A 23906-nucleotide genomic window follows, 5' to 3' on the forward strand; every position below is an offset into this window, starting at 1 on the left:
ATCGCCACATCCACATTACGAAGAGCCTCCCGACCTGCGGACAAGCCGGTGGTCATGCCCCTAATCAGCGGTCTGTCGATGCCTCCGGAGCCGGTGACACCACCCCCCAGGCCATACGTTCGACAGGGGGAGAAAGTCATGCCAACTCCGAAGGCCGGGCGCCCCATTGCGGGGCCACCAAGAAGGTAATGGGGGGCGGGTCGGGGGAGTGGGGTGGCTCGCCGGTGGTGGCGCGGGGTGATCCGGTGGTGGCGGGGGTGATCCGATGGCGACCCCCGGGGGAATCCGGCTACGGGCCGCCCGAGGTGTCGGGGGGCGGAACGGGTTTGCCGGGGCCACAGGGCACCATCCGGACATTTACCGCACTCCGGTGCAAACATGGTGCATGCCCTTTCGACGGCTGACCCGCCTGCTCCAACGGCCGGATCCGAGCCACGCCCTCCTGCTGCTCCCGCTCGGACTGATCGTCGCGGTCTGTGTGATCGACGTCCTCGCCCCGCCGGACATCCACCTGGGCCCGCTCCTGGTCGCCGCCCCCGCCCTCACCGCCGCCCTCGCCGGCCCCGGCCCCACCGCGCTGATCGGCGTGCTGGCGGTCGCCGCCCAGGTGGGCATCGGCGTCGCCCGCGGCGCCCTGTTCACCGAGAACCTCGCCGCGCAGATCGGTGCGTTGATCGTCGTGGCCGTACTGGTCTTCGTCTACACCGTCGTCCGGGAACGCAACGAACGCCGACTCTCCCGCAGCCGCTCCGTCGCCGCCGTCGCCCAGAAGGTCCTGCTACGTCCCCTCCCCACCCGCACCGCCGACCTCGAAATCGCCTCCCTCTACCTCCCCGCCGAAGAGGAGGCGGAAATGGGCGGCGACTTCTACGCCGCCGCCCGCACCACTGCCAGCACCCGCCTGATCATCGGCGACGTCCGCGGCAAAGGACTCCCCGCCTACAGTCACGCCGCCCTCATCCTCGGCGCCTTCCGCGCCGCCGCCCACCGCCAGGCCACCCTCCCCCGCCTCACCCGCCACCTCGACGGCGCCCTCCGCTGGGACATCACCCAGTGGCACACCACGACCGACACCGGCCACGGCGCCGGCGGCGCGGGCCGCCCCCGTACCGACGCCGATGACGGCGCCGGTGCGGGCGCGGGCCTCGGTGTCGGTGCCGATGTCGACTCGGATGGGGGCAGTGCGGAGAACTTCGCCACCGCCACGCTCCTCGACATCCCCGACCGACGCGACGAACTCACCACCATCAACTGCGGACACCCACCCGCACTCCTCCTCCGCAACGGCCGAGCCCACCCCCTCACCCCCCACCAAACCGCCCTCCCGCTCGGCCTCGGCAACCTCACCGCCCCGCCCCAGTACCCCACCCAGACCTTCGCCTTCCGCCCCGGCGACCTCCTCCTCCTGTACACCGACGGCGTCACCGAAGCCCGCAACCCCCACGGCACCTTCTATCCCCTCCTCCAACGCGCCGCCGCCTGGACCCACCACACCCCCCACCACGCCCTCCAGCAACTCCGCAAAGACCTCCTCGCCCACACCCACGGCCGCCTCACCGACGACGCCGCAGCCATCGCCATCCGACGCCTCCCGCCCGGCGACGCCGCCCACCACCCGGATGCGGGGGAGGGCACCTTGTAGGTCTCACGGCCGCCGGCCAGGGAGCGCGCCGGCGATCATGGTCCCGATCCGCAGCGATCACGGCCCCGATCCGTCGGGCGTCCCGCCGGGCATGACATCGGTCACGCCCGGCCACCCGGCCGTGCCACCCCATCCCCGATATTCCGCGCTTCCGGCACCTTCCTCGGGCGCTCACCCGGAGGGCCTCTCCGGCTGACGCTTCCTCAGTCCCGTCGGGCTTGCTAAACACGTCCGATCGGGGGTACTCGTCCGAATCGTCCGCGAGTGGTACAGGAAGCGCAGCATGACCGACCACACCAGCCCCTCCGGCCCCGGAGGCGACATATCCCGTGTCACCGGGCTCTCCGCCGACGGCACGCGCGGGACGTTCGAGTTCGACCTCACCGGCCACGAAGCCCGACGCCGGGCCGAAGTGCTCGCCGCGCTCGGCGACACCTGGGACCCTGTGGCGGTGCTGGCGGACGAGGCGGAGGCGCAGCGGCTCCTCTACTCGGGCCTCGACGCCGACCAGCAGGCCCTCTACGCCCGACTGGTCGCCGACGGAGTGCTGCCGGCCACCGAGCAGGACTAGGCATGCTGCCGATCGACCCCACCGCCGACATCGGCCGCCGTGCCTGGGTGCCCTGCCCCCGCTGCCAGGACCACCAGGACTGCGGCACCTGCCGCGACGGCCGCACCTGCAGCGACCACTGGCGCTACCTGCTGTCCAACAAGGGCCCCCTGCTCCACCTCCAGTGCCCCACCTGCACCCACCTCTGGTCCTGGAACTCCGGCTTCGGCGCCGGCGACCGCTCCTGATCCGCGCCGTCGACCACCACTGCGGCAACCGTCATCCCCACCGACTGAAACCAACCCGCCGACTGCGACCGCGACGACTGCCACCGCGACAGCGACCGTGCCATGCTGCTGCGCGGCGCGGTCCCCGGACACCGGTCACCGAACACGCCGATCACTGATCACCACCGAACACCGAACACCGAACGCACCAATACGCACCGCCCCGAGCCGTCCTGCCGGCAACCGCCGACTCCCGGCGCCCCGCGTAGTCACCGGCTCCCCGTCGCGCCACCTCCTTCCCGGCGCCCCGGCACCTCAGCTCCTGCCGCAACTTCCCTGCGCCTCCGCCCGAACAGCGCTAGCGTGCGAGGCATGAGGGCGCGAGGCGGGGAGCCCGGCCCGGCAACCCGCCCGGCCCCCGGGGCCCAGGTCCTCCCGGTGCCCGCCGCCCCCCGCAGCCAGCCCACCGAGGAGTCGACCATGGAGCCGCCCACCGCACAGCGGGCACGATCGCTCTGGCTGATGACCGAGCCTGTGCACGCGGTCTGCTACTTCGACGACCGCTGCCGGACCCTGGGCAAGGACCTCGGCCTCCGGGGCTTCTGGATGGGCTACTTCGCGGCCCGCACCGCACCCCTCGGCGCCGTCGAACCCGCGGCGGCCACCGCCGTCCTCGGCGTCTTCGCCCCGGGTATGGTGGCCCGCGCGCTGCCCGCCGCATGGCGCGTCGTCAGCCCCGCCCACGTCCTCGACGAACGCGGCACCCGCGCCGCCCACGCCCTCCGCACGATCGCCCCCGACCTGGACCGCTCCGCCGCCGCACTGCTGCCCCGCCTCCAGACGCTCGTCGACGCCGCCCCCGACACCGCACGCCCGCTCTTCGCCGCCAACCGCGCCCTGTGCGACCACGCCGACCCGGTGGAACGGCTGTGGCAACTCACCACCGCACTGAGGGAGTTCCGGGGCGAGGCGCATCTGGCCGTCCTGGCCGACCGGGAACTCGACGGCTGCGAGGCGCTGGTCCTCACCGCCGCCAGCGGCCGGGTGCCCGCGGACACCATGCGCGAGGACCGCGGCTGGACCGAGGAGGAGTGGGCAGCCGCCGCGGACCGGCTCCGCTCCCGCGACCTCCTCGACGCACAGGGCAACGCGACCACGCCGGGACTGCGCGAACGCACCCACATCGAAGAGGAGACCGACCGCCTGGCCGCCCGGCTCCTCCGTCCTCTCGCCGTTGCCGAGGTCGACGGCCTTCTGGAACTGCTGCACCCCGTCGTCCGCCGTATCCTCGCCGCCGACGTGCTGCCCTTCCCCAACCCCATCGGCCTGCCACATCCCGACACGCCGTAACAACACTCCGCACCGCGCCACCGAAGCATCCGGTACCACCTTTCCCCCGTCGGAACGTCCGGTACGAGCCGCCGCGCCTCGGCACGTCCGGCTGATTAAAAAGGTAACGCGCCGCACTGACAGCCGACTTCTCCCCGGTGAGGGGTACCCCCTGCGTTACAGCGTGATTGTCGGCTTCGCTACGACGTGATTGTCATTTGGTGGTCCGAAGGGTGCTTTGGGGTGCTTTGCAGCGACAGATCGGATCACCTCCGACGGAAGCGGCGTTGTCTGAGTATGGATCCGAGAGAATTGTGGGACCGCAACGCTGTACTGGCAGAAGCGTTTTGCCGTGGTGACGAACGTGTCCGGGAAGCGCAGGCCAGACTTGACGAGGCGCAGGCCGATCGCTCCCGTGTCCTGGCGGCGTTCGCATTGACAGTGGGCAGTACGGGCGCGGTGGCCGGACTGTTCGGGCTCAACGAACGAGAAGTGCGGGTCGCCCGGCGCACGGTGGGCAAGGACGACGCCCGCGCCGTGGCCGAGGAGCTCCTTTCCTCCGCCCCGCGCATGCCGCCCAAGGAACCGGAGGATCCGTCCCCGCCCATCGACTCCGCTTCCGACCCCTCCCTCTTGGCCGGCAGTCGCCAGGCCGGCCCGCCGGTCACCGGCATCGCACCGGAGCACTGGTCACCCGCCATGGACGCGGTCCTGATCGGCAGTTGGCAGACCGGCGTCGACCTGAGGGAGCTGGCCGTGGAATTCGGCCTCGACCTCTCGCGCCTGATGGCACGCGCCCAGCAGCTCTCCGCCCAAGGGCGCTTCTACCCCGGCCCCACCGAGACCTACGCGGGCCGGCACCGCCGTGGCCCCGGCGAAGGCCAGGAGTCCGAATACACCATCCCCGCCCAGCAGTCGGCGACATGGAACGGGGCGGCTGCCCAGCACATGGCGTCCGGCTGGCACACGGGAGCCATGCCCCCCACCGAACAACCCGTTACCGATGTCTCCTCCTTCACCTCCGACTGGGACAGTGCCCTCGCCCCCTGGGGCTCGATCGCTCCCTCCCACGAGGACCCCGCAGCGGCATCCCACCAGCCATGGGCTCAATATCACCTCAGCTCCTGAAGACTCCCACGGAATCAGTTGTCACGTAAGTCATTCGCAACGAATTCAGTGAACTATCTGGCCGGAATATTGTGAAGTCGTTACTCTGACGGGAAGTCCCGCTGGGCTGCCCGCTCGCGTACCCAGCCCGCCTCCCGGTCGTGCGCGACCGATCCCGCAGCACGGCAACCCCGAGCAGACAGGTAGACAGGCACCAGCCATGGCCACGTCCATACCCGCCCCCGGCCGCACCCTGACCGAAACCGACCGCACCCGACACCGCCGGCTCCGCCAGCAGGGCAGCCTCGACCGCGACGAACTCGACGCCATCCTGGCGGCCGGCTTCGTCTGCCACCTCGGAGTGACCGTCGACGGCGCCGTACGCGTCGTCCCGACCGTCTACGGCTCGGACGGCACGACCCTCTACTTCCACGGCTCGGTTGCCAGCCGCAGCCTCGTCTCCTCCCCGGGGGCCGACGTCTGCGTTACCGTCACCCACGTCGACGGCCTCGTGCTGGCCCGCTCGGTCTTCGAACACGGCGTCAACTACCGCAGCGCCATGATCTACGGCGTGCCCCGCCCCGTCACCGACGACGAGGAGAAACTGGCCGGACTGCGCTGCCTCACCGAACAGTCCGCCCCCGGCCAGTGGGAATACGCCCGACGGCCCAATCGCAAGGAACTGGCCGCCACCGCGCTGCTCGCCCTCTCCCTCGACGAGGCATCGGTGAAGATCAGGACCGGCGCCCCGGACGACGGCGACGGCCCGGACGCCGAACTCGGCCTGTGGGCCGGTGTCCTGCCCCTCCACACCGCATGGGGCACGCCGGAACCGGACCCCGTCCTCGACACGGAGACGCGGCTTCCGGCCCACATCGCGGCACGCGAGGGAACACCTGCCTCGTCGTAGCCCTGTGGCGCTACGGCCGTGCTGCCGTGAGCTGTACAGCGGTATGGGCCTGAGTCCGGGGGGCGGCCAGGCTGTGATCAGTTGTGATCGGCTGGGACTGCCTGGGAACGGTCCGGTCCGTAAGCGCCTCCGGACCTCACCCCGGGCGCGAGGATGACCCGTCCCTGACGATCAACCTCCGCGCAGCGCCTTCCGCTTGTACCAGGCGAAAGCCACCGCCATCAGCCCGCTGACCGCGATGAAGCCCATGGACAGCAGGAACGCAGGCGACGTGGGCGCCGACGCCCGGGCACCCGCCACTGCGTAGGCCGCCGTATTGGGGACGCTCCCCAGGGCCGTGGCCAACAGGAACGGGCACCAGCGCATACGGGACACGGCCGCGGAGTAGTTCGTGGCGGCGAACGGCAGCCCGGGGAGCAGCCGGATCGTCAGCATCGAACGGAACCCGTGCTCGCTCAACTGCCGGTCGGCAGCGGCCAGCCAACGGGCGCGCAGCAGCGGCCGCAGCGCGTCCTGCCCCAGCAGTCGACCGAGCCCGAAGGCCAACCCGGCCCCCAGAACCGTCCCGGCAAGCGCGGTGACCAGCCCCGACTGACTTCCGAAGAGCGCACCCGCGGCGATGTTCAGGACCGGCCGCGGGGCGAAGGCGGTGGTGCACACGCCGTACGCGAGGGCGAAGACCGCCAGCGCGGCCGGCCCCGTCAACTGGGCGGGCCAGTCGCCCGCCAGCAAACGCTGCGGGTGCCACAGCAGCATCGCGGCCGCGGCGCAGGCCAGCAGCAGAAACAGCAGGGCCAGCCGCGACCAGGGGGAGAACAACGCACGCGTGCAGCGCGCGGCGAGGCCGTCGGGCGTTGCGGCGGAGGCGGGCATCCGGGGAGCGTATCCGACGCGTGCGGCGCGTCGCCGGAATACGGGCCGCAACGCCGCAAACCGACACCGCGAACCAATACTTCGTCGGGGAGCCCGCACAGAGAGCCGACGCCTCCGGCCGACGCCTCCGACCGACACCGCCGACCGGGACGAGGCGCGGCGCGCGGCGGGGCGGAAAGACCCCACGCCCGTAATTCGTTCGACGCCGGGACGGCATCCCGGCACCATATGACGCATGTTCCGGCACACCTTCCTTTCGATGCCGTCCGCGGTCGCACCGACCGTCGCGGACGCGCCGAAGGCTGCCGCCGCATTCCTCGCCGCAGTCACCACTGCTCCCGTCGCCGCGGCCCTCCAGGCCGCCGTCGCGGCAGGCGGCGCGCGAAGCTGACCCTCTCCGGATCGTCCGGCGGACCCCGCAGGGGGAGGGTCGGGGCAGGCCAGGGGTCCCCACGGCGCCACATCGCCGTCATCACCGCGTTCCAGAATTCCCGCATTTCCGCGTTCCGGAATTCAGAATTCTCGAATGCATTCCTGCGAGGAAGCACACCATGCCCAAGACGGCATACGTCCGGACCAAGCCGCATCTGAACATCGGCACCATGGGCCACGTCGACCACGGCAAGACCACACTCACCGCCGCCATCACCAAGGTGCTCAGCGACCGGGGCAGCGGCACGTTCGTGCCGTTCGACCGCATCGACCGGGCTCCCGAGGAGGCCGCCCGCGGCATCACCATCAACATCGCGCACGTCGAGTACGAGACCGGGACCCGGCACTACGCCCACGTCGACATGCCCGGCCACGCCGACTTCATCAAGAACATGGTCACCGGCGCGAACCAGCTCGACGGCGCGATCCTCGTCGTCTCCGCGCTCGACGGGATCATGCCGCAGACCGCCGAACACGTCCTGCTCGCCAAGCAAGTCGGCGTCCGGCACATCGTCGTCGCGCTCAACAAGGCCGACGCGGGCGACCCCGAGCTCACCGACCTGGTGGAGCTGGAGGTGCGCGAACTGCTCACCGCCCACGGTTACGACGGAGAGCACCTGCCCGTCGTCCGGGTCTCCGGGCTCCGCGCCCTGGAGGGCGACCCGCGGTGGACGGAGGCGATCGGCGCCCTGCTGGACGCGGTGGACACCTTCGTCCCGGTGCCGGAACGCTATGTGGACGCGCCGTTCCTGCTGTCCGTGGAGAACGTCCTGACCATCACCGGACGCGGAACCGTCGTCACCGGAGCCGTCGAACGCGGCACGGTGCGCTGCGGCGACCAGGTGGCGGTGCTCGGCGCGGAGACGCTGACCACCGTCGTCACCGGGGTGGAGACCTTCGGCAAGCCGATGGAGTCCGCCGAGGCCGGGGACAGCGTTGCGTTGCTGCTGCGCGGGCTGCACCGCGAGCAGGTGCGCCGGGGCGATGTGGTCGCGGCGCCCGGCAGCGTCACGCCGCGACGGCGCTTCACGGCCGAGATGTACGTGCTCTCCACTGATGAGGGCGGTCGGCGCACGCCGTTGACCACCGGCTACCGGCCGCAGTTCTACCTCCGCACCGCGGACGTGGTCGGCGCCATCGACCTCGGCGAGCGGGCGGTCGCCCGTCCCGGCGAGACGGTGAGGATCACGGTCGAACTGGGCCGTGCGGTCCCGCTGGAGCCCGGCCTCGGCTTCGCCATCCGCGAGGGCGGCCGCACCGTCGGCGCAGGCACAATCCGCACCACGGAAGCCTGACCGCACACCGACCGACCGCCCGCTCGCCCGTTGACGACACCGATCGCGCGGCGACGATGCGGCCAGTTCTCGGACAACGCGGCCAGTTCTCGATCACCCCGAGAACTGGCCGCACGAGAACTGGCCGCACCGAACCACCACACACGGGCGCGCGACCACAGTTCGGCACACGATGGCTCCATGGCTCCATGGCCCCATGCCCCCTTGGACGGTCTGATCGCCCCATGGCCGATTGCCGAACGCGGGTATCCCATCGCCCGCCGAACCTGAAATCGGCTCCCCGTCCACCCGTCCACCCGTCCACGTGATCGGCTCCCGGTCCCCAGGGCGTGCCCTGCGCTGGGACATGGTGCACCCCGCCCGCCGCGGCGCCCGCCCGCCGCGGTGGCAGGCCCGCCCGTCACAATGGCAGCGTGCACCAAGAATCACCCGCCGCCGAGGGCCCGGTCCCCGCAGCCGAGGACCCGGTCCCCGTCACCCGCATCGTCGATCACGGGACCGCCAAACTCCTCCCGGACATCGACCGTCCTCGCGCATGGCTGCTCACCGTGGACGGCGCGCCGCAGTCGTACGTCGACCTCGACGACCCGACGCACCTGGAGTTCGAGTATGTCCGCCGGCTCGCACACGTCCTGGACGAGGCCGCGCCCGAGGGACAGCCGCTGGACGTGCTGCACCTGGGCGGTGGCGCGCTGACCCTGCCGCGATACGTGGCGGCGACCCGCCCGCGCTCCGGCCAGGACGTGATCGACTCCGACCGTGGCCTGCTCGACCTGGTTACGGAGCACCTGCCGCTCCCGGACGACTCCGAGCCGGACGATTGCGACCCGGACGATTGCGACTCCGGTATCACGCTGCACGCGCAGGACGCCCGAGCAGCGCTGGAGGCGGCGCCGGAGGCGGGCGTGGACGTGATCGTGGCGGACGTCTTCACAGGCTCACGGGTGCCTGCGCAACTGACCTCGATCGAGTACGCGCGCGCCGCCGCCCGCGCGCTGCGCCCCCGTGGCTGCTACGCCGCCAACCTGGCCGACAGTGCTCCGTTCGACTTCCTGCGCAGCCAACTCGCCAACTTCGCCGAGGTGTTCGCCCACCTCGCCCTGATCGCGGAACCGTCGGTGCTGCGAGGTCGCCGCTTCGGCAACGCCGTGCTGCTCGCCTCGCACACGGAGCTTCCGATCGCCGCCCTGGCCCGACGCGCTGCCGGCGACGCCTTCCCTGCTCGTGTGGAACACGGCTCGGCCCTGCGACGTCTGATCGCCGATGCGCGTCCCGTGCCCGATGGTCAGGCGCTCCCCTCTCCTACGCCTCCGGACGGTGCTTTCAGCGTCGGCTAGGCGGTTGGGGGTGGGTGGTCGGCTGGTGGCAGGTGGTTGGCGGTTGTGGCCGATCCAGCGGGTTGGTGGTTGGCTGCTGCTTGGGGGCGCTCGGTGTGAGGTCGGCCGCCCGCCCCTCGTCCTTTCCTGTCACCTCACCTCCTCTCGTCCTTCCTTTCCCTTGTTGCTCCGTTGTCTCTCGCTGTGTCTCTTCTTCCTGTGTGTCTTCTCTTCCTGTGTGTCTTCTTCGTCGGTGTCGGGACTGGGCAAGGGGCTGAGTGGTCGGGGCTGGGCGGGGCGGCGCCTGTGCCGGGGTGCCGCCTTCTGCCTTTGCCGGGGCCGCTTCCTTACTTCTTTTACGGCAACGATTACGGAGAGTTATTTGTTCCCTCCGTTGTGTGGCTGGTGTTTGGGCTGGTGGGGCCGGTCGGAGGAAGTGGTGGGGGAGGGGAGGTGGTGGGTGAGGCGGTGACGGTGGGTTTGGGCGGGCGGTGGGTGAGGTTGCGGACGTCGGGGACACAGAGGACGGCGGCGGTGAGGAGCACGATCAGGCAGGCGCTGGCCCATAGGGCGGCAGGGCGGCCGATGAGGTCCTGGGTGGGGCCGGCGAGTGCGGTGGTCACGGGGACCATCGCCAGCGAACCGAGCCAGTCGTAGGAGGAGACCCGGGAGAACTTCTCCTCGGGGATCTCCTGATGGAGGGCCACCATCCAGGTCACCGAGAAGACCTCGATCGACATCCCGGCGGCGAACAGGATCGCCGCGAGCCAGCCGACCGGTACCGGTATGGCGAGTGCGGCGGACGGGAGGGCGAACGGGAAGACGCAGAGGGTGCCGGTCAGCAGGAGGCGGCGCGGTTTGAGGCGGGTCATCAGGAGGGCGCCGATCGCGGTTCCGGCGCCGAAGGCGGCCAGTGCGAGGCCCCAGGGGCCGGCGCCGCCCAGGTGCTCCTCGGCGACCAGCGGCCCGTAGACCGACTGCACGGCGACGACCACCGCGTTGACGATGGAGAACTGCGCGACGATCGCCCACAGCCACGGCCGGGACACCACCTCCCGCCAGCCGTCCCGGAGGTCGTCGCGGATCCCGCCGCTGGGAGCGCGCTCCGGGATGCCGCTCACGTCGAGGAAGGCGCGCAGGGCCCCGGCGAGCGCGAAGGCGGCGGAGTCGATCGCCAGCACCCACCCCGGTCCGATGACCGCGACCAGGGCGCCGCCGAGTGCCGAACCGCCGATGCTCGCGCCGTTCACCGCGATCCGGAACACGGCGAAGGCCCGCCCCGCCTGCTCTCCGGAGACGCTCGCCAGCACCATGCCCTCGGAGGCCGGGGCGAAGAACGCCTGCCCGGTGCCGCCGATCGCCGCCAGCAGCGCCATCTGCCAGAGGTGCGCCGTGCCGGACAGGACCAGGAGTGCGAACAGGCCCTGGGAGAGGCAGTTGACGGTGTTCGCCGCGACCATCACCCGGTGCCGGGGGAGCCGGTCCGCGACCGCGCCTCCGACCAGCAGGAAGACGACGAGCGGCACCATACGGGCGGCGGAGACCAGCCCGACGTCGGTGGCCGAGCCGCCCGCGTCGAGAACCGCGAACGCGGTGGCGATCAGCGCACCGTTGCTGCCGAGTCCGGCGATGACGGTGGCGGCGCTGAGGAGGGCGAAGTTCTGGCCCGCCCAGGTTGGGCGGGCCGTCAGCAGGCGGGCCGCCATCAGTGGAGGCCCGGTCGGTTCGGTGCTTCCGGGGTGGGCGCTTCGGGGAACCACGCTCCCGGGGACGGTGCTCCGGGCAACGGTGCTCTCAGGGCCGGCGCTTTCAAGGGTGGACGTGTTCGTTGTGTTCCTGGGGTTGTCTCCAGTGGATCGGGGGTGCGGGAGGGGCGTCGGGTTCGGTTCCGTTGTGTCATGGGCGTTGACGATATGGGGGTGGGGGAGGTCAACACCTGGATTTCCGGCAGGGTTTGGGGAGCCGGGGGCGGAGGAGCGCAGAGAGCGTGGGCGGCCTCTTCACAGCTAAGCTACTGATAGGTAACATGGTGGCATGTCCTCAGAGTCCCTGCCGTCGATCGGCGACATGATGGCGGCATCCGTGCCGATGGTCCGCACCCTGAACCTCGAGTTCACCGAGACCACCCCCGAGCGCGCCGTGGTCCGCATGGCCGACCAGCCCGACTTCCACAACCACGTCGGCGGCCCGCACGCCGGCGCGATGTTCACGCTCGCGGAGTCGGCGAGCGGCGCGATCGTGATGACGGCCTTCGGTGATCAGCTCGGCCGTGCGGTGCCGCTCGCGGTGGGCGCCGAGATCGGCTACAAGAAGCTCGCCATGGGCCCGGTCACCGCCACCGCCGAGCTCGGCCGCCCGATATCCGAGGTCGTCGCCGAGCTGGACGCCGGCGGGCGCCCGGAGTTCCCGGTGAAGGTCGAGATCACCCGCGACAAGGACGGCGCGGTCACCGGCGAGATGACGATCGTGTGGACGCTGCGCCCCAACCAGTGATCCCGATCGGCGACTGCTGAGGGCCCAGAGGGCCGAGAGGGCCGCGACGGGTGAGCGCGGCTGCCTGCCCGTCCGTGCCTCCTGCCGGCCTCAGTCGTCTGTCCGGCATTGCCTGGCTGCCTCAACGGTTGCCTGGCAGGCCGCCAGTCCGGCCGCCTGTCGTGTCTGCCCGTCCGCACGGTTTCCGCTGTCGGGCGTTGCGGCGGGTGCCGATCGCTGATGAGGGGCGCCCCACCGGCGCGGGGCGCCCCGTGGCCGTGTCCGCTGCGGATACACCAGCGCGCGACCGGGAATCGTCGTCGGGATGACCCGATCGAGTACGCTTCCCAGGCGTGCCGATGCGGCGCGCCTGGGAACGACCGATCGGTGCCGGGGCACCGGGCAACGGCCCACGGGGGCCCAACATCAGCGGAGGAAGCGGCCTTGCACATCCAGGAATGGCTGGAGACGGTACCCGCCGTGAGTGTCTACCTCCTCGTGGGGTTGGTCATCGGGCTGGAGAGCCTGGGCATTCCGCTGCCCGGCGAGATCGTTCTCGTCAGCGCCTCGATCCTGGCCGCGACCCAGGACCACATCAATCCCTATGTGCTGGGTGCCTGCGCCTCCGCCGGCGCGATCATCGGTGACTCCATCGGCTACCTGATCGGTCGCAAGGGCGGCAAGCCGCTGCTGGCCTGGGCCGGCCGGAAGTTCCCCAAGCACTTCGGGCCGGATCATGTGGGCATGGCCGAGGCCAAGTTCGACAAGTGGGGCATGTGGGCCGTCTTCTTCGGCCGGTTCATCGCACTGCTGCGGATCTTCGCCGGTCCGCTCGCGGGCGTGCTGAAGATGCCGTACTGGAAGTTCCTGATCGCCAACGTCCTCGGCGGCATCATCTGGGCCGGCGGCACGACGGCGTTGATCTACACCGTCGGCCTCGTCGCCGAGCCCTGGCTCAAGCGCTTCTCCACGTGGGGCCTGGCCGCCGCGGTGCTGTTCGGTATCGGATCGTTCCTGCTCATGAAGCACCGGGCGAAGAAGGCCGCGGCGGCGCGCGAGGCGGCGGATCTGGAGAAGTCCCCGGTCGCTGCCACCCGGGCCGACTGAACCGGCCGGCGACACACGAACGAGCGCGGCGCCCCGGACGTCCTGCAATCCTGCGGACATCCGGGGCGCCGCGCTCGTTCGTGCCGTTTGGGGAGCAGGGCATGCGTCTGCCGGGTGCCGCCGGTGTACGTGTGTCTGCCTGCGGTGTACGTGCGCCTGTCTGTACGTGCGCTTGCCACCGGCCGTCGTTACGGCATCTGCCAGGTGTCCGGTCCGCCGGCGCGCCATTCGATGACACCGGTGTCGTGCCAGACGAAGCGTGTGGTGGGGAATCCGGCGCGGCGCAGGATCGCCGCCACGTCGCCGGGGCGCCGCGCGCGGCCCAGGTCCTGGCCGTGGAGCGTGACGCGGCGGCCGCCGGTGCACGGCGGATGCACGATCACGGGGGCGCGCTTCATACCTCCAGGGTGCGACGGACCGGGTGCCTCCGCATCCCGACCGCAGTCGCGGCGTCACGTACGGTGCCGGGCCCGGTGACACCTCAGGCCCCGCGCGCTCCGCTGTCGGCCGTCCGCATTCCCGGGGCCGCCGACAGCTCCGGCGTCACGGCTCCGCGCGCAGCCGTGAGAAGAACGGCTGGGCGCGGGAGTCGGAAGTGCCGCGTCGCCACCAGCGGACCTCGCCGCCGAGCATGCGGGCGGGGGCGTCGGCGCGGACGCCTCGGCGCAGGGCGGCCAGCATGGTGCGGGCGCCCACGATGAACAGCGGGTCGCCGACCAGCTTCTTGGCGACCAGCGCCTTGCGGCAGGCTCGGAGGGCGGCGGCCGGGTCGCCGTGGGCACGTTCGATGAGCGCGTGGGCGTAGAGGATCGTCGAGTGGAGCCAGAAGTCGCAGTCGGCGTGGCGGGATTCCCAGGCGCGGCGGGCCGAGGCCCGGGCGCGGCCGGCGTCGAGCGGGGCGAGCGCGATGGCCAGCAGCGCCCAGCTGTGGGCGGGCCCGGGGCCGAACCACGTGTCCCGGGAGGTGTGCCGGGCGGCCTCCTCCAGGCAGACCACGGCGGTCGTGGTGTCCTCGCGGTAGAGCGCCAGCACGGCGTGGGCGTGCGCGATACGGGCCAGGCCGTCGGTGTCCGCGTGCATCACGGCGGCCTTCCATGCCTGGGCGAGGAGGGGTTCCGCGTCGGCGGGGGCGTTCTCCTGGGCGGCGAGGTAGCCGGCCAGCCACAGGGCGCGGGCCCGCAGCGCGGTGTCTTCCTGGGCGAGGGCCAGCAGCCGGTCCAGGTGGGCGCGGCCCTCGCGGCGGAAGCCGCAGGCCGCCCACTGGAACCACAGTGAGACCGCGATCTCCAGGGCGCCGAGCGCGTCCTCGGCGTCCAGCGGGGGCCGGGTCAGCGCCGCGTCGAGGTGGTGCTGCTCGTCCTCGACGAGGCGGACCGCGAGCTGCTGGCCGGTGCCCTGCCAGGTGATCTGGGCCTCGGCGGCGAGGGCCGCGCACGCCTGCCGGAAGCGGCGCAGCGCCCCGGCCTCGTCGCCGGTCTCGCGCAGCCGGTCCCGGCCGAAGTCCCGGGCGGCGCGCGGCAGCCGGTAGCGGGGCGGCAGCCCGGTCCCGGAGCCGGAGGCGACGTCGGCGTCCCGTACGCATTCCAGGACGGAGGCGGCGCGCAGGCGCTCCAGCGCGGCGTCGACGGCGGATGCAGGAACGTCACTGCTGGTACAGACGCACCCCGCGAGCCAGGGGTCGAAGTCCCCGGGGAGGACCGAGAGGCGAGCCCAGACCCGGCGGTCGAGCGGGGAGCAGAGGGCGTAGCCGGCGGCGTGCGCGGCGTGCAACGAGGTGTGACGGGTGGTGAGGGAGGGGCCGAAGTAGTGCAGGGAGCCTTCCAGGTCCAGCCGGGCGGCCAGTTGGGACAAGGTCATCCGGTCCAGCTGCCGGGCGGCCAGACCGATGGCGAGCGGGCAGCCCTCCAGGGCCCGGCAGACCGCGACCAGCAGTTCCGGGGCGGCGGGACCGGTGCGCGCCGCCAGGAGTTCGACGGCCGGTCCGGCGATGCCCTCGCCGAGGGTCACCGGCAGCGGGGCGAGGGCGAGGACCCGTTCCCCGGGGAGTCCCAGCGGGCGGCGGGCGGTGGCGACGATCCGCAGGGCCGGTTCGGTCCGCAGCAGCCGCCGGACCAGCGCCGCGCAGGCGTCGAGCAGCGGGTCGCAGTCGTCGAGGAGCAGGATCATGCGCCGGGTGCGGCAGTGCCCGGCGAGGTCCTCGACGGTGCTCGGGGAGGGGAGGCCGGCGGTGCGGAGGAGGGCGCCGGGCAGGTCGTCCGCGGTCAGCCCGTCCCAGCAGGTGATCCGGAGGACGGCGCCGGGCCGGTCGGCGGTGTGTTCCTCCAGGACGGCCCGGGCCAGCAGGCTCTTGCCCACTCCGGCCGGTCCGGTCAGCGTGACCGGCGCGGCCTGGTCCAGCAGCCCGGCCAGCTGCTCGTGCTCGGCGGCCCGCCCCACTACGCCGGGCAGCGGCCCGTCATCGGCCCACGCGGTCATCGGTCATCCCCAACCACGGCACAGTGCCGCGCACTTCCCTAGGAGCGACCCACGATGCCAGAACCGGCCGCCGGGTAAACAGCGGACGGGGTTCACCGTTAGGGGGAAACCCGCTCGGCGGCTTTGACGTGGCGTTTCGTCTTGGTGCTGATACAGAACGGTAAACCCCAGGTCACGAAGGCGGGGGCGGCGTACGGCAGCCGGGGGACCGAACTTAGAGTGATGGCTTTCGACCGGTTTCGCGGTGGCACTGTGATGTCCCGCCGGCCCCAAGTGCCTGAGGAGATCGTTCCGATGAAGTCCGTGCGCGTCCGAGCTGCGGTGAGTGTGGTGGCCCTGGGGCTGCTGGCCGGGTGCGGCGGGCCGCAGCAGGACGTGGTGGACGCCTCGAACGTGCCGCGCCTGCGGGCCCACGCCGCGGACGCGCTCAACGGCCGGCCGCGGACCGTGATGCCGCAGGGGCCGCGCTCGGTGTTCACCCCGTACCGCACGACGGGCGACGACGGCACCCAGGTGGTGCACACCAGGTGGCACGGTCGGGCGTCCGGCTACACCGGCGACATCTGGGCCTGGGTGCCGCCGCAGTACAACCAGGCCAAGTACGCCCGGAGCGGCTTCCCGGTGCTGATCGCGCTGCCCGGGGCCTGGGGGTACCCGTCCAACTACTGGGCGGATGCGCCGTTCGCGCTGGAGGAGCGGCTCGCGGAGTGGTCCAAGGAGGGCAAGACGCTGCCGTTCATCCTCGTGATGCCGGTGCTCAACCCCCGCAAGACCTACTACGACGGCAGCGACATCCCGGGGCAGCCCAGGATGGGGAGCTGGCTGACCAGGGACGTGCCGGCGTTCGCCCGGGCCAACTTCCGTACGTATGCGTCGCGGGACGGCTGGGGCTTCATGGGCTCGTCGTCGGGCGGGTTCGCGGCGCTGAAGGCGGTGCTCAAGGAGCCGCAGCGGTTCAAGGCGGCGATCGTCAACGGTCCCGACACGGCTCCGGACTCGCCGCTGTGGAAGGGGCATCAGGCGGCGAAGCTCGCCAACGACCCGCGGCATCTGGCGCGGCAGTTGACGGCGCGCGGCGGACCGCAGGTCTACCTGGCCTTCGAGCTCGGCAGCAAGGAGGACGCGGTGCCCGACGTGAAGCGGTTCGTCAGCGGGTACACCGACGGGGCCCGTGGGCCGATCCACTCCACTCTCTTCGAAATACCGGATGGTGTGCACAGCGGGCACACCTACATCAAGCGGATGCCCGAGTCGCTGCACTGGATCAGCGAGCAGATGCAGGGGCCGGTGTCGGCGCCGTCGGTCTGACGGGTCGTCGGCCGGTCGGCCGCGGGCGGGCGGTGCGACGCCCGCCCGGTGGCGGTGGCCGGTGGGGAGCCGGCGGCGGGTATCGGACAATCTCGTGCTGCCGTCGGCCTCTGGTGTGCCGTGATCGACCGGCCGGGAACGGGGCCGCGCGTGGCCGAAAGGGCGCCGGACGCGGTCTGTTGACGCTGCCGAACGCCGGTCGGCGGCGTGGGGTACGGGGCCTCTTCCGGTGTGCGGTGGTGGGGTGACCGATCTGGGTGGCACCGGGTGCCACCGATCCGGCCTGCGGATTCGCGGTGCGTTGCGTTCGATACCGCGCAGTTCGGAGTGCTAGCGGGTCGTCAGGAAGCGGCTCGACTCCTTGCGTCCCGGAGCCGTGTCGGGAGCCAATGGCCCCATAGGGGGCCTTTGTTGAATCCTCGTCAGGTGCCAGAACGTTACGGATCGCTGTTGGACTTGAGTCGATGGCGTGATGCTAAGATCATCGCACTTGCCAACCGGGTAGTCACCTGCTATGGCAAATGGGAATTCCGCGCATTGGCCTGAGAAAATCGCCACCCCGGGGAGAGGTATGCCATTAACCGGGCCTTCAGAGGCTTTCTGGCAGGCGACTGTGCGCGGCCGATCGTCTATTGTCTGGGGCCGCGCGTGATCATCCACACGGCAGCCGGGCATACGGCACCTGGTGGCTTCGTCGTCCGAAGAGAGACCTATGACGCAATACTTCCAGGATCCAGCGCTGTGGGCCTTGGTCGCTGGTACACCTGTCGCCGCTACCGCGATTATTCGTGGCCGGAAGAAGATCTCGGAGCTGAGAAAAGAAAAGCTTGAGCTGAAACAGCACTACGCGCAGCTGGAGGAGCACTACGCGGAGGCCGTGGAGGAGGCCAAGGACCGCGCCGAGGAGTCCACCAAGAACACCCTGAAGACCGCGATGCGGACGCTCCAGGGTCTGGCGAGCGAGCAGCAGCTGGCGATCTCCAAGCTCCAGGACGCCTACGGCGAGCATAAGATCCTGCAGGATCTGCTCGATATCGACCACATGAACTCGCAGTTCGCGCGACGGGCCCAGTCCATCGCCGTGCTCTGCGACGGATGGCTCGGCCGGCGCCGTAACGACGCCTCGCTCTACGACGTGGTCCGCAGTGCAAAGGGCCGTATCCGCCACTTCACCCGCGTGGAGATCCGCTCGCAGAGCAATTTCGCCATCGTCAGCCGAGCAGTGGAACCGGTGGCGCTGGTCCTCGCCGAACTGCTGGACAACGCCACCAGCTATTCCGCGCCGGAAACGATGATCGAGATCAATATCCGCCCGGTACCCAAGGGCGTGTGCATCGTCGTGGACGACGCCGGTGTCGGCATGAACGAGGAGGAGAAAGCGAAGGCCGGCCAGCTGCTTTCCGGGGGTAATTCCGCGAGCGTTTCCAGCCTCGGAAATCCGCCGCAGTTCGGCTTCACCGTCATCGGTGTGCTGGCCGCCCGCTACGGCTTCACGGTCTCGGTCGACTCCACCTCGCCGTACGGCGGTGTGCGCGCGGTCGTCCTGCTCCCCGACGAGTTGCTCACGTCCCTGCACGAGCCCGAGGAGGGTCCTGCCGTGGCCGCGTCCGCCCCGTTGCCGCCCGAGAACCCTCCTGGCCGGCAGGGCTTTCCGGTGCCGGGGAGGCATCGGGCGCCGGCGCCGCCGCCGGGCTTCGACGCTCCGGACGCCGAAGCTCCGGGCGTTGCCGAGACGACCGCCGGCGGGCTGCCGAAGCGCCGCCGCCGCGGGGCGATATCGATCGTGCCGCCGGCGGGCGAGGGCACTCCCACTCCTCCGGCCCGCGACAGCGCTCAGACGGCGTCCGTCATGGGCGCTTTCCAGCGCGGTACGCAATCGGGCCGTCGTTCCACCCAAGCAAGCAGTGAAGGGCATGAGAATCCGTGAACTACGATCTGTCGTGGATGCTTGACAGTGCTCTGGAATTGCCTGAGGCGCAGCATGCGATCCTCGTCTCCGCCGACGGTCTGCTCATGGCCCGTTCGAAGGAGGTCGGTCGGGACCACGCCGACACGGTGGCCGCCGCGATGAGCGGTATGCAGTCGCTGAGCCGTACGGTCGCCGATTTCTGCAAGGGCGGCGGCCCCGCCGGGCGCCCGCAGTGGCGGCAGACGCTGGTGGAATTCGACCACGGCTGGGTCTTTCTCATATCGGCCGGTGAGGGTGCCTATCTCGCGGTCTCGGCCTCGCCCGATGTCGACATGGCGGAGATCACGTTCCGGATGCAGCAGTTGGTCGGCCAGCTCGGCAAGGCGTTGACCAGCCCGCCGCGCGAGAGGGCCGATATCCAACCATGACCACCGATGACGAGCCGGAGCTGGTACACGAGGCAGCGGAATTAGTACGGCCGTACGTCATCACCAACGGCCGGGACCTTGTCGACGACAGCACGTTCACGTTGCTGACACTGGTCACCGTCGCTCAGGATCCGCCCCGGACCCAACCGCTCGACCCGGAGAAACAGCGCCTGTTGGAGCTGTGCGCCGGGGGTTTTCTGTCGATCGCCGAGATAGCCGGGCACACCGGGCTGCCGGTGGGTGTCGCCAAGATTCTGGTGTGTGATCTCACGGAGGAGGGCCATCTCTATGTGCGCGCGCCCATCCCCAGCGCTCAGCTTGTCGAACGGCAAATCCTGGAGGAGGTGCTGAATGGGCTCCAGGCTCGCTTTGGATGACGGTGTGTACCTGCGGAATTCGGTGCAGACCGCGGCGAAGATCCTGGTTGTCGGGCACTTCGCGGTGGGGAAGACCACGTTCATCGGAACCATGTCGGAGATTCCGCCGCTGCGCACCGAAGAGGTGATGACGCAGGCCAGCGCGGGCATCGACGATCTGCGGGCGGTGCCGGGGAAGACCACGACGACGGTCGCCATGGACTTCGGGCGGCTGACGCTGAGCGAACGGCTGGTGCTCTATCTGTTCGGAACTCCCGGCCAGCAGCGCTTCGTTCAGGTGTGGGAGGACATGACGCGTGGGGCGCTGGGGGCGCTGATCCTGGTGGATCCGCAGCGTCTCGAGGAGTCCTTTCCTGTCATGGACCTGGTGGAACACTACGGCATCCCCTACGCCATCGCCGTGAACCGCTTCGACGGGACTCCGGAGCATGCGCTCGACGAGATCCGGGAGGCGCTCGACCTCCTTCCGGAGACACCGGTCGTCAACTGCGATGCGCGTGACCAGAAATCGTCGGCGGATTGTCTGATCACGCTGGTTCGCTATCTGCAGTCCCGCCTCAACTAGGAGTGCCCCCATGCAATCTCATCCGGATTTCCAGACTCCGCCGCCGGGTTGCCCCGCACATGCCGACGGCATGAGAACGTCCCTGCACGGCCCGGAATTCGCCGCCGCGCCGCACGCCGTCTACGAGCGCCTTCGGCAGTACGGCCCGAGCGCACCGGTCGAACTCGCTCCCGGCGTGGAGGCCGAACTCGTCACGGACTACGCGACGGCGCTGCAGGTGCTGCAGAACCCGGACGTCTTCGCCCGCGACTCCCGCCGCTGGCGCGCGCTCAACGAGGGCCGGGTACCGCTCGACAGCCCGGTGCTGCCGATGATGATGTACCGGCCGAACGCCCTCTTCTCCGACGGCGCCGAGCACATGCGGCTGCGGCAGTCGGTCACCGCGAGTCTGGCCAGGGTGGACACCCACCGGGTCGGCCGCCATGTCGGCCGGGTCGCCACGTACCTCGTCGGCCAGTTCAGCAGCCGAGGCCGGGCCGACCTGGTCGCCGACTACGCCCAGCTCCTGCCGCTGCTGGTCTTCAACGACCTCTTCGGTTGCCCGGAGGAGATAGGCGACCGCCTCGTCTTCGGGATATCGGGGATCTTCGACGGGGTCGAGGCGGAGAAGGCCAACGAGGTCCTGACCGAGGCGCTGATGGAGCTGGTCTCCCTCAAGCGGCGCTCGCCGGGGGACGATGTGACCTCCTGGCTGACACAGCATCCGTCCGGACTCTCCGACGAGGAGATGATCCACCAACTCGTCACGCTGATCGCGGCGGGCACCGAGCCCACCCAGAACATCATCACCAGCGCCCTCCTGCTGCTGCTCTCCGACGAGCGGTACGCCGGGGACCACAACTCGGCCGGCCTGCTGGTCGACGACGCCATCAACGACGTGCTGTGGAACAGCGCTCCGATCGCCAACTACGGTGTGCACTACCCCGTGCGCGACGTGGAGATCGGCGGGGCCAAGCTTGCCGCGGGGGACCCCGTGGTGATCAGCTTCGCGGCCGCCAACACCGACCCGGCGCTGTCCACGGGCCGTCAGATGCTCAGCAAGCGCGCTCATCTGGCCTGGGGCGCCGGCCCGCACGCCTGCCCGGCGAAGGACCCCGCGACCCTGGTCGCCAACCTCGCCATCGAGAAGCTGCTCAATTCCCTGCCGGACATCGAACTCGCTTTGCCGGCGGAGAGTTTGACCTGGCGTCCCGGCCCATTCCACCGTGCGCTCGAAGTGCTGCCCGCGCGTTTTACCCCGGTCCAGCCGGAGCGGCGTTCGTCCGATGCCTCCGCATGGGGTCAGGGCGCGCCCGAGAATGCCCCGGCGCCGGGGCAGAGTGGGACGCAAAAGGGCAAGTGGTGGAGTTCGTTCCTGTCCTGGTGGAAGGTGTGATCTTTACGACAGACCCTATGCGGGCGCGGTGCGTAAACGTTCAAGCAGGTGGGTAGTCAGGGCTGGTCCATCGGTTCTGGTGTCTTGAACGAAGGAGTTACCGCGGTGGAGCCCGGCATAGTTTCCCTGCCCACGTCCCCGGCTGTCGATCGGCGTTCCGTGGCAAGGCTTTTCTCCCGTCTGCGCACCCCTGACGGGCAGGCCAATCCCTTGCCGCACTACGCGGAGATCCGGTCGATGGGGGACGTTGTTCCGGCGCCCTGGGGTGGCTATCTCGTCAATTCCTATGGCCTGTGCGACCGGATCCTGCGGAGCAAGTCCTGGCTGGTGCCGGACAGTTCATGGCGCGCCCGGCAGGGTCGGGGGCCGCGCTGGACGGCACCCTCCGCACAGGAAATGGCCGGGATGCTGCCCGGGCTCAACCCGCCGCACCACACCCGTGTGCGGCGGTCGGCGGGCAAGTTTTTCGACCGTCGTTCGCTGGCTGATATCCAAAAATCCGTCGAGCGTCTCACCGAAGAACTCCTCGATGAACTCGAGGTGCAACTGAAAGACGGTGAAGCGGATTTCGGTGCCATTGTCAGCGACCAGCTGCCGGTGCTGACGATAGGGGAATGGCTCCGACTGCCGACCGCCGACCATCCCTTGCTGCGGTCCCTCACCCATGACCAGGTATTCGCCCAGGAGCTGCTTCCCACGGCCAGTCAGCTAGCCCTCTCGGACGCTGCTACCGAGATTCTGCGCGAGTATTTCACCGCCCTGGTCAAGGAACGCCGCAAGACTCCGGGGGACGACCCGGTCTCGGGCTGGATCAGGACCTGGGACCACCTCGAAAGGGACCGGGACAAAGCCGACGAGGCCGTCTACCGGCTGGTGCTGTTCGTGGTGCTGGCGGCGCTGGAGACCACCGCGAACCTGCTCTCCACCGCGGTGTGGCTGATCACTTCGCACCCCCGCCAGATGGGCTGGCTCCGTGCGCAACCGGAGAACATCCCCGCGGCCGTCGAGGAGGTCCTGCGCTACGACTCCCCGACGCACGTGGTGAGCCGGGTCGCGGGCGAGGACACCGTGCTCGCCGGCGTGCCCGTCCACAAGGACCAACTGGTGCACTGCATGGTCGGGGTGGCCAACCACGACCCGGCACAGCACGTGGACCCCCACCTCTTCGACGCCCGGCGCAGGGCCGGCCACCTCAGCTTCAGCAGCGGTATCCACTACTGCCTCGGCTCCGCGCTGGCCCGGCTGGAGGCGCACACGCTGTTGACGGCCGTTCTCGGACGCTTCCCCGGACTGCGGCCGAGCCGGACGCCCGAATGGGCGCCGCGGGTGGCCTTCCGGCGGCTGCTCACCCTGCCCGTCACCCAGGCAGTGCGCCGGAGTGAGGTAGGAATGCGGACATGATCGAAGACTTCAAGTCCCTCGTCGTCCGGACCGAGGGACCCGTGCTGACGGTCCGGTTGAACAGCCCGGAGACCGGCAACGCGCTCTCGGAGACGATGCTCGACGAACTCCTCACCGTACTGGGGGCGATACCGCACCAACCCGGCATACGCGTGGTGATCCTCTCCGGCGCCGGAGCCGACTTCTGTCTGGGAGCCGATCGCCGGGAGTTCGCCGAGTCGCTCGCCGCCGACCCCACCGGCGCGGGCGTGCGCGTCGTGGGCACCAAGGCGCGGCAGGTGTGCGACGCGCTCGCCACCACCGAGGCCGTCACCGTCGCCCGCCTGCACGGCGGCGTGATCGGTGCGGGGATCGGGCTGGCGCTCTTCTGCGATCTGCGGGCCGGGGCGGACAACTGCCGCTTCCGGCTGCCGGAGGCGGCGCTGGGGGTACCGCCCGCCTGGGGCGGGGTGCTGCCGCGGCTCATGCACGAGGCCGGTGCCGCCAAGGTCCGCGAACTGATCCTCACCGCGGACACCTTCGACGCCGCCACCGCCCAGCGGATGTCGATCCTCCACCAGGTCGTCCCCGAGGCCGAGCTGGACGCCGCGGTCGCCCGATGGATCAAGCCGCTGGTGCGGCGGTCGCCCACGGCGTTGCGGACCGCCAAGCTCATGATGAACGCCTACGGGAACGCGCACCGGCTGGCGGACGCCACGCTCTTCGACGCGGAGCTGCTGTCGTCCGCGCTGAGCGCCGGCCATCGGGCACGACGGGACTGACCCCGCCCGGAACGGGGGACGCGGACCCGTCGGTGCGGCCCTGACCA

General features: G+C 70.6%; 23 protein-coding genes. 19 read left to right on the plus strand and 4 right to left on the minus strand.

Annotation, left to right across the window (positions count from 1 at the left end):
• Window positions 1-385 precede the first annotated feature (385 nt).
• The 6 genes from K2224_RS29690 (at window position 386) to K2224_RS29715 (ending at window position 5765) form a co-directional block, all read left to right on the plus strand.
• Entirely contained in the window at window positions 386-1642 is a 1257-nt protein-coding gene (locus K2224_RS29690) for a PP2C family protein-serine/threonine phosphatase (RefSeq protein WP_221910279.1), read from the plus strand.
• 283 nt (window positions 1643-1925) lie between these two features.
• Window positions 1926-2213 (plus strand): DUF6400 family protein, encoded by a 288-nt coding sequence (locus tag K2224_RS29695; RefSeq protein ID WP_221910280.1) that lies wholly within the window; start codon window positions 1926-1928, stop codon window positions 2211-2213.
• 2 nt (window positions 2214-2215) lie between these two features.
• Window positions 2216-2440, plus strand: a complete 225-nt coding sequence (locus K2224_RS29700) for a hypothetical protein (RefSeq protein WP_221910281.1) — start codon at window positions 2216-2218, stop codon at window positions 2438-2440.
• Between the two features lie 351 nt (window positions 2441-2791).
• The gene (locus K2224_RS29705; RefSeq protein ID WP_260693557.1) at window positions 2792-3769 is read left to right on the plus strand and encodes an SCO6745 family protein; all 978 of its coding nucleotides are present in this window, start codon (window positions 2792-2794) and stop codon (window positions 3767-3769) included.
• Between the two features lie 420 nt (window positions 3770-4189).
• Complete coding sequence (locus K2224_RS29710; protein ID WP_260693558.1) at window positions 4190-4876, plus strand: hypothetical protein; 687 nt, start codon at window positions 4190-4192, stop codon at window positions 4874-4876.
• 199 nt (window positions 4877-5075) lie between these two features.
• Window positions 5076-5765: a pyridoxamine 5'-phosphate oxidase family protein gene (locus K2224_RS29715; RefSeq protein WP_221910282.1), complete on the plus strand. Its 690-nt coding sequence runs from the start codon at window positions 5076-5078 to the stop codon at window positions 5763-5765.
• Window positions 5766-5936: 171 nt separating this feature from the next.
• Here K2224_RS29715 and K2224_RS29720 read toward each other — a convergent pair whose 3' ends face one another.
• Window positions 5937-6638, minus strand: a complete 702-nt coding sequence (locus K2224_RS29720) for a TVP38/TMEM64 family protein (protein WP_221910283.1) — start codon at window positions 6636-6638, stop codon at window positions 5937-5939.
• Between the two features lie 235 nt (window positions 6639-6873).
• On the opposite strand from K2224_RS29720, the gene K2224_RS29725 reads away from it, so the two are divergent.
• From K2224_RS29725 to K2224_RS29735, 3 genes are all read left to right on the plus strand, one after another.
• A complete protein-coding gene (locus tag K2224_RS29725) occupies window positions 6874-7029 on the plus strand; it encodes a hypothetical protein (protein WP_221910284.1) in 156 nt (51 codons plus the stop codon).
• Window positions 7030-7189: 160 nt separating this feature from the next.
• On the plus strand, window positions 7190-8365 hold the full coding sequence (gene tuf, locus K2224_RS29730; protein WP_221910285.1) for an elongation factor Tu: 1176 nt from the start codon (window positions 7190-7192) through the stop codon (window positions 8363-8365).
• Between the two features lie 413 nt (window positions 8366-8778).
• Complete coding sequence (locus K2224_RS29735; RefSeq protein WP_221910286.1) at window positions 8779-9702, plus strand: spermidine synthase; 924 nt, start codon at window positions 8779-8781, stop codon at window positions 9700-9702.
• A gap of 347 nt (window positions 9703-10049) precedes the next feature.
• Here K2224_RS29735 and K2224_RS29740 read toward each other — a convergent pair whose 3' ends face one another.
• Window positions 10050-11387 carry an MFS transporter gene (locus K2224_RS29740; RefSeq protein WP_221910287.1) on the minus strand — a complete coding sequence of 446 codons (1338 nt, stop codon included), beginning with the start codon at window positions 11385-11387 and terminating at the stop codon, window positions 10050-10052.
• A gap of 328 nt (window positions 11388-11715) precedes the next feature.
• On the opposite strand from K2224_RS29740, the gene K2224_RS29745 reads away from it, so the two are divergent.
• Both K2224_RS29745 and K2224_RS29750 read left to right on the plus strand, forming a co-directional pair.
• Window positions 11716-12174 (plus strand): DUF4442 domain-containing protein, encoded by a 459-nt coding sequence (locus tag K2224_RS29745; RefSeq protein ID WP_221910288.1) that lies wholly within the window; start codon window positions 11716-11718, stop codon window positions 12172-12174.
• A 423-nt stretch (window positions 12175-12597) separates the two neighbouring features.
• Window positions 12598-13260 (plus strand): DedA family protein, encoded by a 663-nt coding sequence (locus tag K2224_RS29750; protein ID WP_221910289.1) that lies wholly within the window; start codon window positions 12598-12600, stop codon window positions 13258-13260.
• Window positions 13261-13448: 188 nt separating this feature from the next.
• On the opposite strand, the gene K2224_RS29755 is transcribed toward K2224_RS29750, so the two are convergent.
• Together K2224_RS29755 and K2224_RS29760 are read right to left on the minus strand one after the other, a co-directional pair.
• A complete protein-coding gene (locus tag K2224_RS29755; protein ID WP_221910290.1) occupies window positions 13449-13658 on the minus strand; it encodes a hypothetical protein in 210 nt (69 codons plus the stop codon).
• A gap of 145 nt (window positions 13659-13803) precedes the next feature.
• The gene (locus tag K2224_RS29760; protein ID WP_221910291.1) at window positions 13804-15735 is read right to left on the minus strand and encodes an AAA family ATPase; all 1932 of its coding nucleotides are present in this window, start codon (window positions 15733-15735) and stop codon (window positions 13804-13806) included.
• A 294-nt stretch (window positions 15736-16029) separates the two neighbouring features.
• On the opposite strand from K2224_RS29760, the gene K2224_RS29765 reads away from it, so the two are divergent.
• From K2224_RS29765 to K2224_RS29800, 8 genes are all read left to right on the plus strand, one after another.
• Complete coding sequence (locus K2224_RS29765; protein WP_221910292.1) at window positions 16030-17043, plus strand: esterase family protein; 1014 nt, start codon at window positions 16030-16032, stop codon at window positions 17041-17043.
• Window positions 17044-17755: 712 nt separating this feature from the next.
• A complete protein-coding gene (locus K2224_RS29770; RefSeq protein WP_221910293.1) occupies window positions 17756-18970 on the plus strand; it encodes a sensor histidine kinase KdpD in 1215 nt (404 codons plus the stop codon).
• Window positions 18967-19380, plus strand: coding sequence for a roadblock/LC7 domain-containing protein (locus K2224_RS29775; protein ID WP_221910294.1), 414 nt, complete (start codon window positions 18967-18969; stop codon window positions 19378-19380). Before K2224_RS29770 ends, K2224_RS29775 begins: the two co-directional genes overlap by 4 nt.
• On the plus strand, window positions 19377-19757 hold the full coding sequence (locus K2224_RS29780; protein ID WP_018543287.1) for a DUF742 domain-containing protein: 381 nt from the start codon (window positions 19377-19379) through the stop codon (window positions 19755-19757). Before K2224_RS29775 ends, K2224_RS29780 begins: the two co-directional genes overlap by 4 nt.
• Entirely contained in the window at window positions 19732-20322 is a 591-nt protein-coding gene (locus tag K2224_RS29785) for an ATP/GTP-binding protein (protein WP_221910295.1), read from the plus strand. The genes K2224_RS29780 and K2224_RS29785 overlap by 26 nt, the downstream gene beginning before the upstream one ends.
• Before the next feature lie 10 nt (window positions 20323-20332).
• The gene (locus K2224_RS29790) at window positions 20333-21697 is read left to right on the plus strand and encodes a cytochrome P450 (RefSeq protein WP_221910296.1); all 1365 of its coding nucleotides are present in this window, start codon (window positions 20333-20335) and stop codon (window positions 21695-21697) included.
• Window positions 21698-21934: 237 nt separating this feature from the next.
• Window positions 21935-23098 (plus strand): cytochrome P450, encoded by a 1164-nt coding sequence (locus tag K2224_RS29795; RefSeq protein WP_260693560.1) that lies wholly within the window; start codon window positions 21935-21937, stop codon window positions 23096-23098.
• On the plus strand, window positions 23095-23859 hold the full coding sequence (locus K2224_RS29800; RefSeq protein ID WP_221910298.1) for an enoyl-CoA hydratase/isomerase family protein: 765 nt from the start codon (window positions 23095-23097) through the stop codon (window positions 23857-23859). The genes K2224_RS29795 and K2224_RS29800 overlap by 4 nt, the downstream gene beginning before the upstream one ends.
• Window positions 23860-23906: the final 47 nt, after the last annotated feature.

Origin of the sequence: Streptomyces sp. BHT-5-2, assembly GCF_019774615.1 — a bacterium.
Taxonomy (GTDB): Bacteria; Actinomycetota; Actinomycetes; order Streptomycetales; family Streptomycetaceae; genus Streptomyces.